Source organism: Burkholderia multivorans ATCC BAA-247, from assembly GCF_000959525.1.
GTDB lineage: Bacteria > Pseudomonadota > Gammaproteobacteria > Burkholderiales > Burkholderiaceae > Burkholderia > Burkholderia multivorans.
The window spans coordinates 98070-112853 of sequence record NZ_CP009831.1 but is presented as its reverse complement, the minus strand read 5'-3'; the positions used below and the strand labels follow the sequence as shown (position 1 = coordinate 112853).

Here is a 14784-nt window from a genome sequence, read left to right as displayed (position 1 = left end):
GTGGCGGCGTGCGCGCGGCCATCGCGGTGCGAGCCGCGGCGCCGCCGCGTGCCGAACCGGATTGCCCGAGGTGAGCGCGGACGACGATCCGCGAAGCGAGCGCGAATCATGAAGGCCAGGAAGAAAACCCGTCGCCACGCGCCGCTGACGCGCGAGTGGCTGTTGCCGCTGCCGCCGGCGTACGCGCGCGACATTTCCCTCAAATGCCACATGGCGCTTGTCGCGCTGCGCGGCGAGCACGGCAGCGAAGCGCTGCTGCTGCGCTTGCGCACGAGTCTCTACCTCGTGTTCCTGGCGCTCGACGACTTGACCTGCGCGGACGCGAGCGTCGACCTGTGCGTCGACGCGGAACGCGCGCTCGATGCGAGCACGGCGCGCGCCGAGCAGAGCGGCGCATGGACGCTGACCGACGACGAAGGGGCGTTGCTCGAGCGCGTGCTTGCCGCGAACGACGCCTGTGTCGACTCGCTGTCGCGATATCGGCTGGCGGAGCTGTGGCGGCATGTCTGCGCGTTTGTGGCGAGCGGCCAGCCGAAGCTGATCGAGCATGCGGCCGCGCGGATGCGGACACATCGCACAGAGGCACTGGCCGCCTAGCGGCCGCGCACCGAGGCAGGTAGGAGGAGACAGGGCCGACCGCGCGTTCTCGCGGCTGCCGACGCGAGCGCGCACCGGCAAGACGCGGCCCAAAACGAAAGCGCCACGGAGTGGCATTCACTCCGTGGCGCTTCTATTCCTGCCTGCAAGCGCGGAGGCCGGGCCTCCGCATCGCGTGACAGTCGCTCAGGCCGCCGTGGCCGGCTTCGCCGGCTTTTGCAGCTTGCCCTTGCCGGCGCGCTGGATTTCCTCGAGCTTGATCTCGACGTGGCGCGAGAACACGTACTCGGCCGGACGCTGCTTCGCGATCGAGATGTCCGGTGCGAACGGGCCGTCGGTGCGCACGCCCTTGCGGCTCACCGCGAACGCCTTCAGCGGATGCGCGATGGTGTCCATCACGGCGGTCGCCTCGAAGCCGCAGTGGACCATGCAGTCCGCGCACTTCTCGTAGTTGCCGACGCCGTAGCTGTCCCAGTCGGTCGTTTCCATCAGTTCCTTGAAGGTCTTCACGTAGCCTTCACCGACCAGATAGCACGGCTTCTGCCAGCCGAACACGGTACGCGCCGGGTTGCCCCACGGCGTGCACTTGTACGTCTGGTTGCCGGCCAGGAAGTCGAGGAACAGCGACGACTGGCTGAACGACCAGCGCTTGCCGCCTTCGCCGCGCTTGAGGATTTCGCGGAACAGGTTCTTCGTCTTGTCGCGGTTCAGGAAGTGCTGCTGATCCGGCGCGCGCTCGTATGCATAGCCCGGCGACACCGTGATGCCGTCGACGCCGATCGGCTTGAGCGTATCGAAGAACTTCGCGACGCGCTCCGGAATCGCATCGTTGAACAGCGTGCAGTTGATGTTCACGCGGAAGCCGCGGCGCTTCGCTTCCTTGATCGCCGCGACGGCCTTGTCGTACACGCCTTCCTGCGACACCGAGTGGTCGTGCATCTCCTTGTCGCCGTCGAGGTGGACCGACCAGACGAAATACGGGCTCGGCTGGTAGTCGTCCATCTTCTTTTCCATCAGCAGCGCGTTCGTGCACAGGTACACGAACTTCTTGCGCTTCATGATGCCCTTGACGATTTCCGGCATCTCCTTGTGGAGCAGCGGTTCGCCGCCGGCGATCGACACGACCGGCGCGCCGCACTCGTCGACGGCCTGCAGGCATTCCTCGACGGACAGGCGCTGGTTCAGGATCGGATCCGGATAATCGATCTTGCCGCAGCCGTTGCACGCGAGGTTGCAGCGGAACAGCGGCTCGAGCATCAGCGCGAGCGGATAGCGTTTGTTGCCGGACAGGTGTTGGCGCATGATGTACGCGCCGACGCGGACTTGCTGGAGCAGCGGAATAGACAAGAGTTGTCCTCCTTAAACTTCGCGGGCGACAGCTTGCATGAGCTTCGCCGGCAGCTTGAATTCGACTTTTTCTTCACGGCCCGCCATCGTCGTGACCTCGACGGGCCCCAGCGCGCGCAGCGCGCCGATCACATCCTCGACCATCTCTTCGGGCGCCGACGCACCGGCGGTCAGCCCGACCGTCTGCACGCCTGCGAACCATTCGGCCTTCACTTCCGAGCCGTCGGCGACCAGGTAGCTCGGCACGCCGCTTTCGGTGCCGATCTCGCGCAGCCGGTTCGAATTCGAACTGTTGGTCGCGCCGACGACGAGCAGCACGTCGACTTGCCCGCTCAGCTCGCGCACGGCGGCCTGGCGGTTTTGCGTCGCGTAGCAGATGTCGCGGGTGTCCGGGCCGACGATGTCGGTGAACCGGCGCTGCAGCGCTTCGATGATGCCGCGCGTGTCGTCGACCGACAGCGTCGTCTGCGTCACGTACGCAACCGGCGTGTCGACCGGCAGCGTCAGCGTATCGACTTCCGCTTCACTTTGCACGAGGATCACCTCGGCCGGAATCTGGCCGATCGTGCCCTCGACTTCCGGATGCCCGGCGTGGCCGATCAGGATCAGCCGGCGACCGGCCGCCACGTACTGTCGGCCCTGCACGTGCACTTTCGTGACGAGCGGGCAGGTGGCGTCGAGCACGTCGAGGCCGCGCGTCTGCGCGTCGCGCTCGACCGTCTGGGCGACGCCGTGCGCGCTGAAGATCGCGACGGCGCCATGCGGCACCTCGTCGAGTTCCTCAACGAATCGTGCCCCTTTATTACGCAGATTTTCGACGACGTGCCGGTTGTGGACGATTTCATGACGCACATAAACCGGCGCGCCGTGCTGTTGCAGCGCGCGATCGACGATCTCGATCGCGCGGACAACCCCCGCACAAAAGCCGCGAGGCTGGGCAAGGATGACTCGCATAGGTGAGCGAACTCCGACGACAGAAACGGGGTTCGAGGAGTTGGCACTTCAGCTCGATTGCCCCGGCTTGATGTTATGAAGGCAGGAACGACCGGCCCGGTCAGGCCCCGGAACCCCGAATTAATCGCGCATTTTAACCCTATCGGCCGGTCCTTGCTTTGGTGCCGTATTTGCCGTGTTGCAATCCCGGCACGGGTGCGTCGGCGCCCGTGCGCGCGGAACCCAGTAAACTACGCGGTTTCGCGGGCTGCCCGTCCGGCCGCCCGGCGTCGCGCTCATTTCAAGGCCTTTCGATGACCGTCGATTTTTCCGCGTATTGCCTGCTCGCCCGTGCGGTTTCGGGCGCTATTCCGACCCTGATTGAACGCTCCGGTGCGCGCCGGCAGGAGACGTGCCGATGATGCTGGCGATCGCATTCCTGCTGTCCGGCCTGTCGCTCGCGATCTGGATCGTGCTGCTCGTCGCGCGCGGCGGTTTCTGGCGCGCGCAGCCGGCGCGTCCGCTGCCGCCCGAGGCGCGCGGCGCGGCCGCGGACGCCGGCTGGCCGGCCGTCGTCGCGGTCGTGCCGGCGCGCAACGAAGCCGACGTGATCGCGCGCGCCGCGACGTCGCTGCTCGAGCAGGACTATCCGGGCGACTTTCACCTGATCATCGTCGACGATCACAGCGACGACGGCACCGCGGACGCCGCGCGCGCGGCCGCGCTGGCCGCGAACCGCGCGGACCGGCTGACCGTGCTGAGCGCGAAGCCGCTGCCGGCCGGCTGGTCGGGCAAGGTGTGGGCGCAGTCGCAGGGGATCGCGGCGGTGCGCACGCTCGGGCTGCCGGCCGACTATCTGCTGCTGACGGATGCCGACATCGGCCACCCGCCCGACGCCGTCGCGCAGCTCGTCACGCGCGCGCAGGCCGAGCAGCGCGATCTCGTGTCGCTGATGGTGCGGCTGCGCTGCGACTCGTTCTGGGAAAAGGCGCTGATCCCGGCGTTCGTGTTCTTCTTCGCGAAGCTCTATCCGTTCTCGTGGATCAACAATCCGCGCAACAAGACGGCCGGCGCCGCAGGCGGCTGCATGCTCGTGAAGCGCACGGCGCTCGAGGAAGCGGGCGGCATCGAGTCGATCCGCGGCGCGCTGATCGACGATTGCAGCCTCGCCGCGCAGATCAAGCATCGCGGCAGCGGCCGCCATCCGATCCGCCTCGATCTCGCCGATCGCAGCGTGTCGCTGCGCCCGTACGACAGCTGGCGCGACATCTGGAACATGATCGCGCGCACGGCGTTCACGCAGCTCCACTATTCGCCGTGGCTGCTGGCCGGCACGCTCGTCGGGATGACGATCATCTATCTGGTGCCGCCCGTCGCCGCGCTCGCGTACGGCGCGCGCGCGTGGCCCGCATGGCTCGCATGGGCGTCGATGTGCGCCGCATACGCGCCGATGCTGCGCTACTACCGGCGCTCGCCGCTGTGGGCGCCCGCGCTGCCGCTCGTCGCCGCGTTCTACGTCGGCGCGACGTTCGCGTCCGCGTGGCGCTACTGGCGCGGCAAGGGCGGCCAGTGGAAGGCGCGCGTGCAGGCACCGGTCGAACGCTGATACCGGCCGGCGCCGCATGCAGTGGCGCCGAACGACAAACGGCCCGACCGGCATGCCGCCGGTCGGGCCGTGTTGCATTCAGGCGCCGCGTGCGGCGCTCAGCGCTGCGTGAGCAGCATGTACATCTGGATCACGACGTCCGGCGAGAACGTGAACGGCACCCAGCCGTAGCCGGTGTGACGCATGACCAGCAGACGATCGCCGTTCGACTGCTTCTGCACGGCCATCATCGGATTCTTCGTCGACACGAAGCGCCAGCCCGGCGGGATACCGTTCGGCGGCTCCGGCTGCATCGACGCGCGCGCGTGCGCGAGTTCCTCGATCAGCTGGCCGAGCTGCTCCGGATGCAGCGTCATCGATTCGCCGTTGATCGTCAGCGTCAGTTCGTTCTGCGTCGGCCGCGAGACGTGCAGCGTCGATTTGTCGGCGGGTGCGGGCGCCGCATTCGGGGCGGCTTCGGCGACGGGGACGACTGCGGTGCCGCGTTCCGTCGCTGCGTCGGCTTCGGTTTCCGCTTCAGTTGCGGGCGGCGTGGCGGCGTTCGCCGACGTTGCGTCGGTCGTATTCGCGTCATTCGCCTCTTGTGCATCGCGCACGTCGTGCGCCACCGCGTCGGCCGACGGCGCCTGCGCTGCCGCGTCCGCACCGGTTTCCGCTGCCGACGCATCGGTCGACATCGCATCCTTCATCACGGCTTCGACGAGCGCTTCGGCATCGGCGATCGCCTTCGCATGGCGTTGCGCCGCGGCTTCGGCGTTCGCGATCGCTTCGGTATGGCGCTGCGCGACGGCCTGCGCTTGCGCCGTCGCGTCCGCATGGCGGCGCGCGGCCGCTTCGGCCTCCGCGATCGCTTCCGCATGACGTTTCGCGAGCGCCTCGGCCTCCGCCGTGGCCTGGGCGTGGCGCTGCGCGGCCGCTTCCGCTTCGGCGATCGCCTGCGCGTGACGCTGCGCGAGCGCTTCGGCCTCGGCGGTGGCCGCCTCGGCTTCGGCCGTCGCTTCCGCGTGACGCTTCGCGGCGGCTTCCGCTTCGGCGCTCGCCGCTGCGTGACGCTGGGCGGCAGCCTCCGCTTCGGCCGCGGCGGCATGATGACGTTGTGCGGCGGCTTCCGCTTCGGCGATCGCGGCAGCATGGCGCTGCGATGCGGCTTCGGCATCGGCGTGACGTTGCGCCAGCGCTTCGGTCAGCGCAGTCGCTTCTGCGTGCCGCTGCACGGCGGCTTCGGCCTGTGCGGCGGCATCGGTGTGGCGCCGCGCAGCGGCTTCGGCTGCGGCGGTCGCTTCGGCGTGGCGTTTCTGCGCGGCTTCCGCTTCGGCTGCCGCATCGAGATGGCGCTGTGCGGCGGCCTGCGCTTCGGCTTCGGCCGCCGCGTGACGCTGCGCAGCCGCCTGGGCCTCGGCCGCGGCGGCGCGCGCGAAGGCTTCCGCGCTGCGGGCCGCCTGTTGCGCAGCGTGGTGATCGTGGAGGAGCTGATCGACGCCGGTGTTGAGTGCATCGATCTGGTCGTTCAGGTTCATGCGTGCTTTCTCTACGTAGGACCCGCGATTTTACCCGCTGAGCCGCCCGCGGTCCGCGCATCACGTGTAACAAAGTCCGCAATCCGGCGCGCTGCGCGCCGCTTTGTGCTACTTCAGGTAGCCCGCGCCGCGGAACCAGTCGAGCGCGTCGCGCAGCCCGTCGCGGTACGGCCGCGCGCGGTAGCCGAGTTCGCGTTCGGCCTTCGCGGACGTGAAATACATCTTGTTCTTCGACATCCGCAGCCCGTCGACCGTGACGAACGGCTCCTTCTTCGTGAACTTCGCGACCGCCTCGGCGCCGACCGCGAGCGGGTACAGCGGCCAGCGCGGCAGCGCGATCGTCGGCGCCTTGCGGCCCGTCATCTGCGCGATGTCGGCGAGCATCTGCTGCAGCGGCAGGTTCTCGCCGCCCAGGATGTAGCGCTCGCCGATCCGGCCGCGCTCGAGCGCGAGGAAATGGCCGTGCGCGACGTCGTCGACGTGCACGAGGTTCAGCCCCGTATCGACGAACGCCGGAATCTTGCCGAGCGCGGCCTCGACGATGATGCGGCCGGTCGGCGTCGGCTTCACGTCGCGCGGGCCGATCGGCGTCGACGGGTTGACGATCACCGCGGGCAGCCCTTCGTCGGCGATCATCCGCTCGACCGCGCGCTCGGCGAGCACCTTGCTGCGCTTGTACACGCCGATCGCCTGCTCGGGCGTCAGCGGCCGGTTCTCGTCGGCCGGATCGCCGGCGCTCGTGACCTTCAGCGTCGCGACGCTGCTCGTATAGACGATCCGTTCGACGCCTTCGGCGCGCGCGGCGCGCATCGTCGCGACGGCGCCTTCGAGGTTCGCGCGCTCGATCTCGTGCGGGTCCGGCGCCCACAGCCGGTAGTCGGCCGCGACGTGCAGCAGGTAGCGCACGCCGCGCAGCGCGGCGCGCATCGACGTCTCGTCGCGCATGTCGCCGGTGACGATCTCGGCGTCGAGATCGGCGACGTTCGTGCGCGGGCTCGTCGGGCGCACGAGCACGCGCACCGCATAGCCTTTCTGCTGCGCGATGCGCGCGACGGCCGAGCCGACGAAACCGGACGCGCCGGTGACCAGAACGAGATCGCGGGAGGTATCAGTCATGCCATTCCTTCTTGGCCGCGCGCGAACGGCGCGGCGGTTGAGCGTCGGCGAGATTGTACGTGTTCGGCGCGCGCGGCGGCCGGCCGCACCCGTGTGAGAACGGGCCGACGCGACTACAATGCCGGGCTTGGATGCAACTGGAGGGGCGACGCGATGAACCGCGATGAGCTGGACGAACGGATCGAGACCTACTACGTGCGCGTGCGCGGCGTCGTGCAGGGCGTCGGCTTCCGTCACGCGACGGTGCGCGAGGCGCACGCGCTGAAGCTGCGCGGCTGGGTCAGCAACCTCGAGGACGGCAGCGTCGAGGCGATGATCCAGGGCCCCGGCGCCCAGATCGACCGGATGCTGGCGTGGCTGCGGCACGGGCCGCCGGCCGCGCGCGTGACCGAAGTGACGTTCGAGGAACGGCAGACCGACAAGCGCTTCGAGCGCTTTCAGCAGCAGTAAGCGCACGTGACGGGGTATCCGGAGGCCGGGCGCGGCGTGATGTTGTCGGTGGCGGCGTCGACGCTGTTCGCGCTGATGTCCGCGTATGCGAAATGGCTGGTGCCGCTCACGGGCCTCGACATTTTCGCGTGGCGCGTGCTCTGGACCGCGCCCGGCGCGCTCGCGCTGATCGCGCTGCGCGGCCGCTGGCCGGCGCTCGCGGAACTGCTCGCGCGCAGCGTGCGCGACTGGCGGCTGCTCGTCGCGCTGCCCGTCACCGCAGCGCTGCTCGGGCTGCAGCTGTGGCTGTTCCTGTGGGCGCCGCTGCACGGGCGCATGCTCGAGGTGTCGCTCGGCTACTTCCTGCTGCCGCTGACGATGGTGCTCGTCGGCCGCTTCTACTATCACGAACGGCTCGATCCGCTGCAGTGGGCGGCCGTCGCCTGCGCGGCGCTCGGCGTTGCGCACGAAGTGTGGGCGACGCGCGCATTCGCGTGGCCGACGCTCGTCGTCGCGCTCGGCTATCCGCCGTATTTCGTGCTGCGCCGGCGCATCAACGCCGATTCGCTGGCTGCGTTCGCGGTCGAGATCGTGCTGCTGTGTCCGATCGCGATCGCGATGGTCGCGACGAGCGGCACGCCGGTCGCGCCGCATCCGCTGCTGTGGTCGACGCTGCTGCCGGGGCTCGGCGTGCTCAGCACGCTTGCGCTCGCGAGCTATCTGAAGGCGAGCCGGATGCTGCCGATGGCGCTGTTCGGCATCCTCGGCTATGTCGAGCCCGTGCTGCTCGTCGCCGTATCGCTGTTGTTGCTCGGCGAGACGCTGACGGTCGCGAAGCTCGCGACGTACGGGCCGATCTGGGTCGCGGTCGCGTTGACCGCATGGCACAGCGCGATGCTGATGCGGCGCCTGCCGGCGCGTACCTGAGCGAGCGTCGCGCCGACGCGGGTCGCCTCAAACGCACCTCGCTCGACACACCTCACGCGCGATTCTGGCCGTCGGCCGTCGTCGCGCTGACGCCAAGCTGGCCGCGTTGCCAGCTTCATGCAAGCGATATCGCCCCTGTAATGCAACCGAAGATTCGGTTGCACTTTGTTACTTAGGGCAGTTCCGGGACGGCTATTAGACTGACCTGACCGTCTTTCTTCGTATGCAGTGCTCCAATGAACGGTCGTCTCCGTGCCCGCCTTGCCGGGTCGGCGCGATACGGGCATACGCGTATCGCCGCCGGCCGCGCTCGGCTTCCTGTTTCGCCTTCCGTTTCGTCCGGCACCGCGCGTGCCCATCCCGTGCAGGTGCGCTCATGTCGATGAACGCGCCGCCTTCCGCTGCCGTGTCGTGGCCGCGCAGCGGCCGTCTCATCGAAGTCGACTTCTTCCGCGGGATCGTGCTGCTGATGATCGTCGTCGATCACATCGGCGCGAGCGTGCTGTCGCGCGTGACGCTGCATGCGTTCGCGCTGTGCGATGCGGCCGAGGTGTTCGTGTTCCTCGGCGGCTTCGCGACGGCGAGCGCGTACGGCGCGATCGCCGAGCGGCAGGGCGCGCGCGCCGCGCAGCGGCGCTTCGTGCGGCGCGCGATGCAGATCTACCGCGCGTTTCTCGCGACGTCGACGCTGATGCTGGTCGTGTCGGCGGTGCTCGACCATTACGGGATCGACTCGCCGAACCTTGCGCTCGACGACGTCAGCGTGATGCTCGCGTCGCCGCTCACGGGCCTCGCCGAACTGCTGACGTTCCAGCGCCAGCCGTATCTCGCGTCGGTGCTGCCGATGTACGTGCTGTTCGCGCTCGCGTCGCCGGTGCTCGTGCCGTTCGCGCGCCGCCATCCGTGGCCGCTCGTCGTGCTGAGTGTCGCATCGTGGCTGGCGGCCGGCTGGCTCGGGCCCGAACTGCTCGATACCGACGGATTCCGCTGGAGCTTCAATCCGTTTGCGTGGCAGCTGATGTTCGTCGCGGGCGTGCTCGCGCGCTGCCAGCCGTTCTACCGGCGCGTCGCGCTCGGCCGCTGGGGCGCCGCGGCGACCGGCCTCGCCTGCGCGGTCGTGCTCGGCTGCGCGAGCTACAAGCTGTTCTCGGGCCTGCCGGTGCCCGAAGGCGTGCTCAAGCGCGATCTCGCGCTGCCGCGCGTCGTCAGCTTCGCGGCCGTGGCGTGGCTGATGGCGGACTGGGTGCGCTACGGCTGGATCGCGCGCGTCGCGCAGGCCGTACGGCCCGTCGTCGCGGTCGGGCAGCGCGGACTGATCTGCTTCGTCGCGGGCGCGGCGATCTCGCTCGTCATCGACTCGCTGCTGCACCCGGTCGCGGGGAGCGCCGAGCTGCGGCACATCGGCGTGGGCCTCGCGGCCGACGCGTGTGCGCTCGGGCTGATGATGGCGGTGGCCGGTTCGGGCGCGTGGATTTCGCGGCGGCGCACGGCTGCCGCGTGATGCGGCGCGCGCGCGGGCGCGGGTGGAGGCAAAAAAGTGGGGGCCGGCACCGGCGCCGGCGTGCACGCTTCGCGTCTCAGTGACGCTGGACGATGCGCGTGCGCGGATCGACGGTCGGATCGTCGGCTTCGGTCTCGTCGTTGTCGCCGGGCGTCGCCCGGTCGTCCTGCTGCGCGAGCACCGCATCGGCTTCGGCTGCCGCGCGCGCGGCGCGCAGTGCGGTGCAGCGCTGCGCACGCCGGATGTCGGACAGCATTCTCAGCAGCCGCGTCGTCTTGCTTTTCATGGGCCTTCTCCCGCCGGCGCGCACCTCGGGGGATGCGCCGCTTGCAATCAGTGTAGGACGCGATTGCGGTGCCGGCAGGATAATGTGGCGGCCTGTGGCGTGCGCGCAGCACGCCGGCCGCCGGACTTACTGAACGGCGGCGACGTTCTGCGCCTGCAGCGCTTCGTCGCGGCGCTCTTCCGCGCAGCGCTGATGCTGGCGCGACAGGCGGTTCATCATCGGCAGCAGCAGCAGCGCGAGCACCATGCCGATCGCGGCGAGCCAGCCGAGCTTCTCGAACAGCGACAGATAGAGCGGCAGCGAATCGACGGCCGGCAGATCGTGCGACGGCATCTGCGCGAAGTTCGCGACGACGCTGCCGAGATACTGCGACACGCCGGTCGCGACGAAGTACGCACCCATCATGAAGCCGCTCATCCGCGCCGGCACATAGCGCGCGATCATCGCGAGGCCGAGGCCGCTCACCAGCAGTTCGCCGAGCGAGTAGAGGCCGTAGCCCCACACCATGAACCACGACGACACGCGACCGTCGACCGCATAGCGGCCGCTGATCGTGAACACGAGATAGCCGGCGGCGACGGCACCGAAGCCGAGCGCGTACTTCGCGGCGACCGGCAGATCGCGGCCGCCCTTCGAGAACGCGTTGTAGATCCACACGAGCACCGGGCTCAGCAGCATGATCCAGATCGGGTTCAGCGCCTGGAACTGCGCGGCGCTCCACGTAAACAGCGTCGTGCCGAACAGGATGAAGCGCGGATCGACGTTGCGCAGCGCGAACAGCGTCAGCGAGGTCGACATCTGCACGTAGAAGATGAAGAACAGGATCACCTGCGCGATCAGCACGAGCGCGGCGATCAGCCCGGCGCGCTCCGAGCGTTCCGACTTCGCGATCATGTACGCGAAGATCGCGAGAATCGCGACCGCGGCCGTCCACACGCTTGCCACTGCCAGTTGCTTGTGCTGCAGCACGTACAGCGTGACGAGCGCGAGCGCGACGCCGCCCGCCGCGACGGCCCCGAGGCGCTTCCAGCGGATCGGCTCGTCGTCGGGCTGCGAGCCGATGTGCGCCAGCGTGCGATGCATCAGCATGAAGTTCAGGATCGCGAGCAGCATGCCGCCGCAGCAGACCGCGAACGCGGTGTGCCAGCCCCAGTGATCCTTGATCCACGGCGTCGCGAGCATCGACACCGTCGAGCCGATGTTGACCGCCATGTAGTAGATCGTGAACGCGCTGTCGATGCGCGCGTCGTCGCCTTCGTAGATGCGGCGCACGAGGTTCGCCGCGTTGGCCTTGAACAGCCCGTTGCCGACGACGATCACGCCGAGCGACGCATACATATAGGCGAGCGCGTCGTTCGGCACCGCCAGCATCAGGTAGCCGGCGCACAGCACGGCCGCGCCGAGGATCATCGTGCGGCGCGCGCCGAGCACCTTGTCGCCGATCCAGCCGCCGATCGACGGCGAGGCGTAGACGAGTGCGGTGAACGCACCCCACGTGAGGTTCGCATGGCTGTCGGTGAAACCGAGCCTGTCGACCATGAAGAGGACGAGGAGCGCGGCCATGCCGTAGTAGCCGAAGCGCTCCCACATTTCGATGAGGAAGACCGTCGTAAACGATCGGGTTTGTGAAACAGGTGCGTGCATCATCAATCTCGGTTGAAACGGACGGCGCGGATCGCGCGTCGCCTGAGGGTAGAACTGGCGCCTGGGCGCGTGGGCCGGGTAGGCCGCTACGCAGGCAATGGCAGCAGTCGGGCGGTTAGCCCGGGCCGGGGTCTCACTCCGCCGGTGTCGGCGGCGCAAGGCCCCGACCGGCGCGCGAATGGTAACGTTTGCCGGTCCGGTGCGTCAGGTCCGCGCCACATAGGGAAATCCCCGAGATGGCAGCAGCTTTCAGGAACATTCGTCTCATGATTTGTTTGTAAACTTCGCGTCCGGCGCTCCGCAAAATCCCGGAGAGCCGCTTGCAGCTTGCCTGTGAAGGCGGCGAGTCTGGCAAGATAGCGGGTCTTTTCGCGCGCTTCGGGCCCTGTTTAGTGCACCGGGCTCAACGCCGAAGGCATGTGCGAACCTGAAGACTAAGCGATATTAACGAAACTTAGTTACTTTCCATCAAACATTTTTTGACGACCACTTTTCGGCCTGCTATGGTTCCCCCCACTGAAAACTCGCGGTCTGCCGTCGCTGCCGCCGCACTGGGCAGCAAGATTCGCGCGTTGCGCCAACGATTGAAGCGCACGCTCGACGAAACGGCGACAGCCGCGGGCATTTCGAAGCCGTTTCTGTCGCAAGTCGAGCGCGGGCTCGCGTCGCCGTCGCTGACGTCGTTGGCCGGCATCGCGCAGGCGCTCGGCGTGACCGTGCAGTATTTCGTCGATACGCCGAGCGAGGAGCGTTCGGTGTGTCGAGGCGAGCAGCTGCGCTTTTTCGGGTTCGCCGATTCGGCGAACCTGTTCGCGAGGCTGACGAACCTCTCGGAAGGCCGCCAGCTCGAGGCGATCCTCGTGCGGATGCCGCCGGGGCAGAAGCGGTCCGAGGTGACGACACATGCAGGAGAGGAGTTCCTGTATGTGGTGGAAGGAGAAGTGTCGCTGACGCTGGAAGGCAAGACGTTCGTCCTGCAGGCCGGCGATAGTTCGCACTACCAGTCGACGGTTCCGCACAGCTGGGCCAACACCGCGAAGATCGAATCGGTGGTGGTCTGGGTCGGTACGCCGAGGCTGTTCTAACGCACAGGTATTCCTTCGTTTCTCGGACGGGATGCCTGTCGAAAGAAACGTAAGGGATACTAACATGCAATACGAGAACCACGGGCCTCCTCAATCGCTGCCCCCGACAGCGTCTTACGCGTAATCCGCGGCCTTCGCCGCGCGACGCTCACCGAACAACCTTCTCAAGACTGCCACGATGAAATCCTTGCATGCCATGTCGGCCGTGCTGGCCGCGCTCGTCCTGACGACGCCCGCCGCCCGTGCCGTAACCGTCCCGTCGAACGTCACGCTTGCCGCGCAGCAGGATCTGACGCGACAGGTGCCCGCCGAAGTCGAGTCGCTCGATCCCGCCCACATCGAATCGTGGACCGGCAACACGATCGGCCTCGACCTGTTCGAAGGGCTTGCGCGCATCGACGCGGCCGGGCAGGTCGTGCCGGGCGTCGCGCTGTCGTGGGAGCGCAAGACGCCGCAGACGTGGATCTTCAAGCTGCGCCACGACGCGAAGTGGAGCAACGGGCAGCCCGTGACGGCCGCCGATTTCGTCTATTCGTGGCAGCGCCTCGCCGATCCGAAGACGGGTTCGAAGTACACGATCCTCATCGAGTTCGTGAAGAACTCGAAGGAGATCATCGCGGGCAAGGCCGCGCCGTCGACGCTCGGCGTGCGCGCGGTCGATCCGTACACGCTCGAGGTGACGACCGACGTGCCGGTCGCGTTCTTCCCCGAGCTGACCGCGATGGCGCCGCTCGCGCCGGTGAACAAGGACGTCGTCGCGAAGTTCGGCGACGCGTGGACGCGTCCCGGCAACATCGTCAGCAACGGCGCGTACCAGCTCGTCGACTGGCAGCCGAACAACCGCATCGTGATGACGAAGGATGCGAAGTACTGGAACGCGCCGAAGGTCGTGATCAACAAGGTCACGTATCTGCCCGTCGAAAGCGACGAGACCGCGATGCGCATGTACCAGGCCGGGCAGATCGACTACAGCTATTCGATTCCGTCGGGCATTTTCCAGCAGGTCAGCAAGCAGTTCGGCGCCGAGCTGCGCCCGGGCCTGCAGCTCGCGACGTACTACTACTACCTGAACAACAGCGATCCGGCGCTGAAAGACAAGCGCGTGCGCCAGGCGCTGTCGATGGTCATCGATCGCGACGTGCTGACGTCGAAGCTCACGCAGGCCGGCGAGAAGCCGATGTACGGCCTGATGCCGAACGGCACGAAGGGCGTGCAGCCGTTCACGCCGGAATGGGCGTCCTGGCCGATGGCCAAGCGCGTCGAGACCGCGAAGAACCTGCTGAAGCAGGCCGGCTATTCGGACGCGAAGCCGCTGTCGTTCACGCTCACGTACAACACCAACGACCTGCACAAGAAGGTCGCGCTGTTTGCCGCATCGGAATGGCGCACGAAGCTCGGCATCAACACGAAGCTCGAGAACGTCGAGTTCAAGGTGCTGATGAAGGAGCGGCATGACGGCAAGGTCCAGATCGCGCGCGACGGCTGGTTCGCCGACTACAACGACGCGATGACGTTCTTCGATCTGATCCGCTGCGGCAGCTCGCAGAACACCGTCGGCTACTGCAACAAGCAGGTCGACACGCTCGTCGACGAGGGCAACCAGAAGCTCGACGACAAGGCCCGCGCGGCGCTGCTCACGCAGGCGCACGACACCGCGATGAACGACACGCCGATGGTGCCGCTGTTCCAGTATTCGGCCGATCGTCTCGTGAAGCCGTACGTCGGCGGCTATTCGCTGAAGAACGTGATCGACATGCGCGCGTCGCAGGACATGTATCTGATCAAGCACTGAGCGG

The 14784-nt window shown here is 67.8% G+C and carries 13 protein-coding genes; 7 read left to right on the top strand and 6 right to left on the bottom strand.

Translation table 11 applies throughout. From position 1 onward, the window contains the following. The first annotated feature begins 108 nt into the window (after nt 1-108). The gene (locus NP80_RS02855) at nt 109-597 is read left to right on the top strand and encodes a hypothetical protein (RefSeq protein ID WP_006412139.1); all 489 of its coding nucleotides are present in this window, start codon (nt 109-111) and stop codon (nt 595-597) included. A gap of 186 nt (nt 598-783) precedes the next feature. On the opposite strand, the gene hpnH is transcribed toward NP80_RS02855, so the two are convergent. Both hpnH and ispH read right to left on the bottom strand, forming a co-directional pair. Further along, entirely contained in the window at nt 784-1944 is a 1161-nt protein-coding gene (gene hpnH / locus NP80_RS02850) for an adenosyl-hopene transferase HpnH (RefSeq protein ID WP_006397436.1), read from the bottom strand. 12 nt (nt 1945-1956) lie between these two features. Beyond that, nucleotides 1957-2898, bottom strand: a complete 942-nt coding sequence (gene ispH / locus NP80_RS02845) for a 4-hydroxy-3-methylbut-2-enyl diphosphate reductase (protein WP_006397435.1) — start codon at nt 2896-2898, stop codon at nt 1957-1959. A gap of 397 nt (nt 2899-3295) precedes the next feature. Between ispH and NP80_RS02840 the strand changes: the two genes are divergently transcribed. Next, entirely contained in the window at nt 3296-4483 is a 1188-nt protein-coding gene (locus tag NP80_RS02840) for a glycosyltransferase (protein WP_045593042.1), read from the top strand. A gap of 98 nt (nt 4484-4581) precedes the next feature. Here the strand turns inward: NP80_RS02840 and NP80_RS02835 are convergent, their stop codons facing one another. Both NP80_RS02835 and hpnA read right to left on the bottom strand, forming a co-directional pair. Continuing rightward, complete coding sequence (locus tag NP80_RS02835) at nt 4582-6000, bottom strand: hypothetical protein (protein WP_006407871.1); 1419 nt, start codon at nt 5998-6000, stop codon at nt 4582-4584. Nucleotides 6001-6108: 108 nt separating this feature from the next. Beyond that, nucleotides 6109-7116: a hopanoid-associated sugar epimerase gene (gene hpnA / locus NP80_RS02830; RefSeq protein ID WP_006407872.1), complete on the bottom strand. Its 1008-nt coding sequence runs from the start codon at nt 7114-7116 to the stop codon at nt 6109-6111. A gap of 153 nt (nt 7117-7269) precedes the next feature. Here hpnA and NP80_RS02825 point away from each other — a divergent pair, with 153 nt between their 5' ends. The 3 genes from NP80_RS02825 (at nt 7270) to NP80_RS02815 (ending at nt 9973) form a co-directional block, all read left to right on the top strand. Then, complete coding sequence (locus tag NP80_RS02825) at nt 7270-7566, top strand: acylphosphatase (RefSeq protein ID WP_006407873.1); 297 nt, start codon at nt 7270-7272, stop codon at nt 7564-7566. A gap of 6 nt (nt 7567-7572) precedes the next feature. Next, nucleotides 7573-8472, top strand: a complete 900-nt coding sequence (gene rarD / locus NP80_RS02820) for an EamA family transporter RarD (RefSeq protein ID WP_006407874.1) — start codon at nt 7573-7575, stop codon at nt 8470-8472. Between the two features lie 376 nt (nt 8473-8848). Next, nucleotides 8849-9973 (top strand): OpgC domain-containing protein, encoded by a 1125-nt coding sequence (locus tag NP80_RS02815; RefSeq protein WP_006407876.1) that lies wholly within the window; start codon nt 8849-8851, stop codon nt 9971-9973. A gap of 76 nt (nt 9974-10049) precedes the next feature. Here NP80_RS02815 and NP80_RS02810 read toward each other — a convergent pair whose 3' ends face one another. Together NP80_RS02810 and NP80_RS02805 are read right to left on the bottom strand one after the other, a co-directional pair. After that, nucleotides 10050-10259 carry a hypothetical protein gene (locus tag NP80_RS02810; RefSeq protein WP_006407877.1) on the bottom strand — a complete coding sequence of 70 codons (210 nt, stop codon included), beginning with the start codon at nt 10257-10259 and terminating at the stop codon, nt 10050-10052. 126 nt (nt 10260-10385) lie between these two features. After that, nucleotides 10386-11906, bottom strand: a complete 1521-nt coding sequence (locus tag NP80_RS02805; RefSeq protein ID WP_006407878.1) for a peptide MFS transporter — start codon at nt 11904-11906, stop codon at nt 10386-10388. Between the two features lie 500 nt (nt 11907-12406). Between NP80_RS02805 and NP80_RS02800 the strand changes: the two genes are divergently transcribed. Together NP80_RS02800 and NP80_RS02795 are read left to right on the top strand one after the other, a co-directional pair. Next, entirely contained in the window at nt 12407-12988 is a 582-nt protein-coding gene (locus tag NP80_RS02800; RefSeq protein WP_012216254.1) for a cupin domain-containing protein, read from the top strand. Nucleotides 12989-13166: 178 nt separating this feature from the next. Next, nucleotides 13167-14780 (top strand): peptide ABC transporter substrate-binding protein, encoded by a 1614-nt coding sequence (locus tag NP80_RS02795; protein ID WP_035489100.1) that lies wholly within the window; start codon nt 13167-13169, stop codon nt 14778-14780. Nucleotides 14781-14784 lie beyond the last annotated feature (4 nt).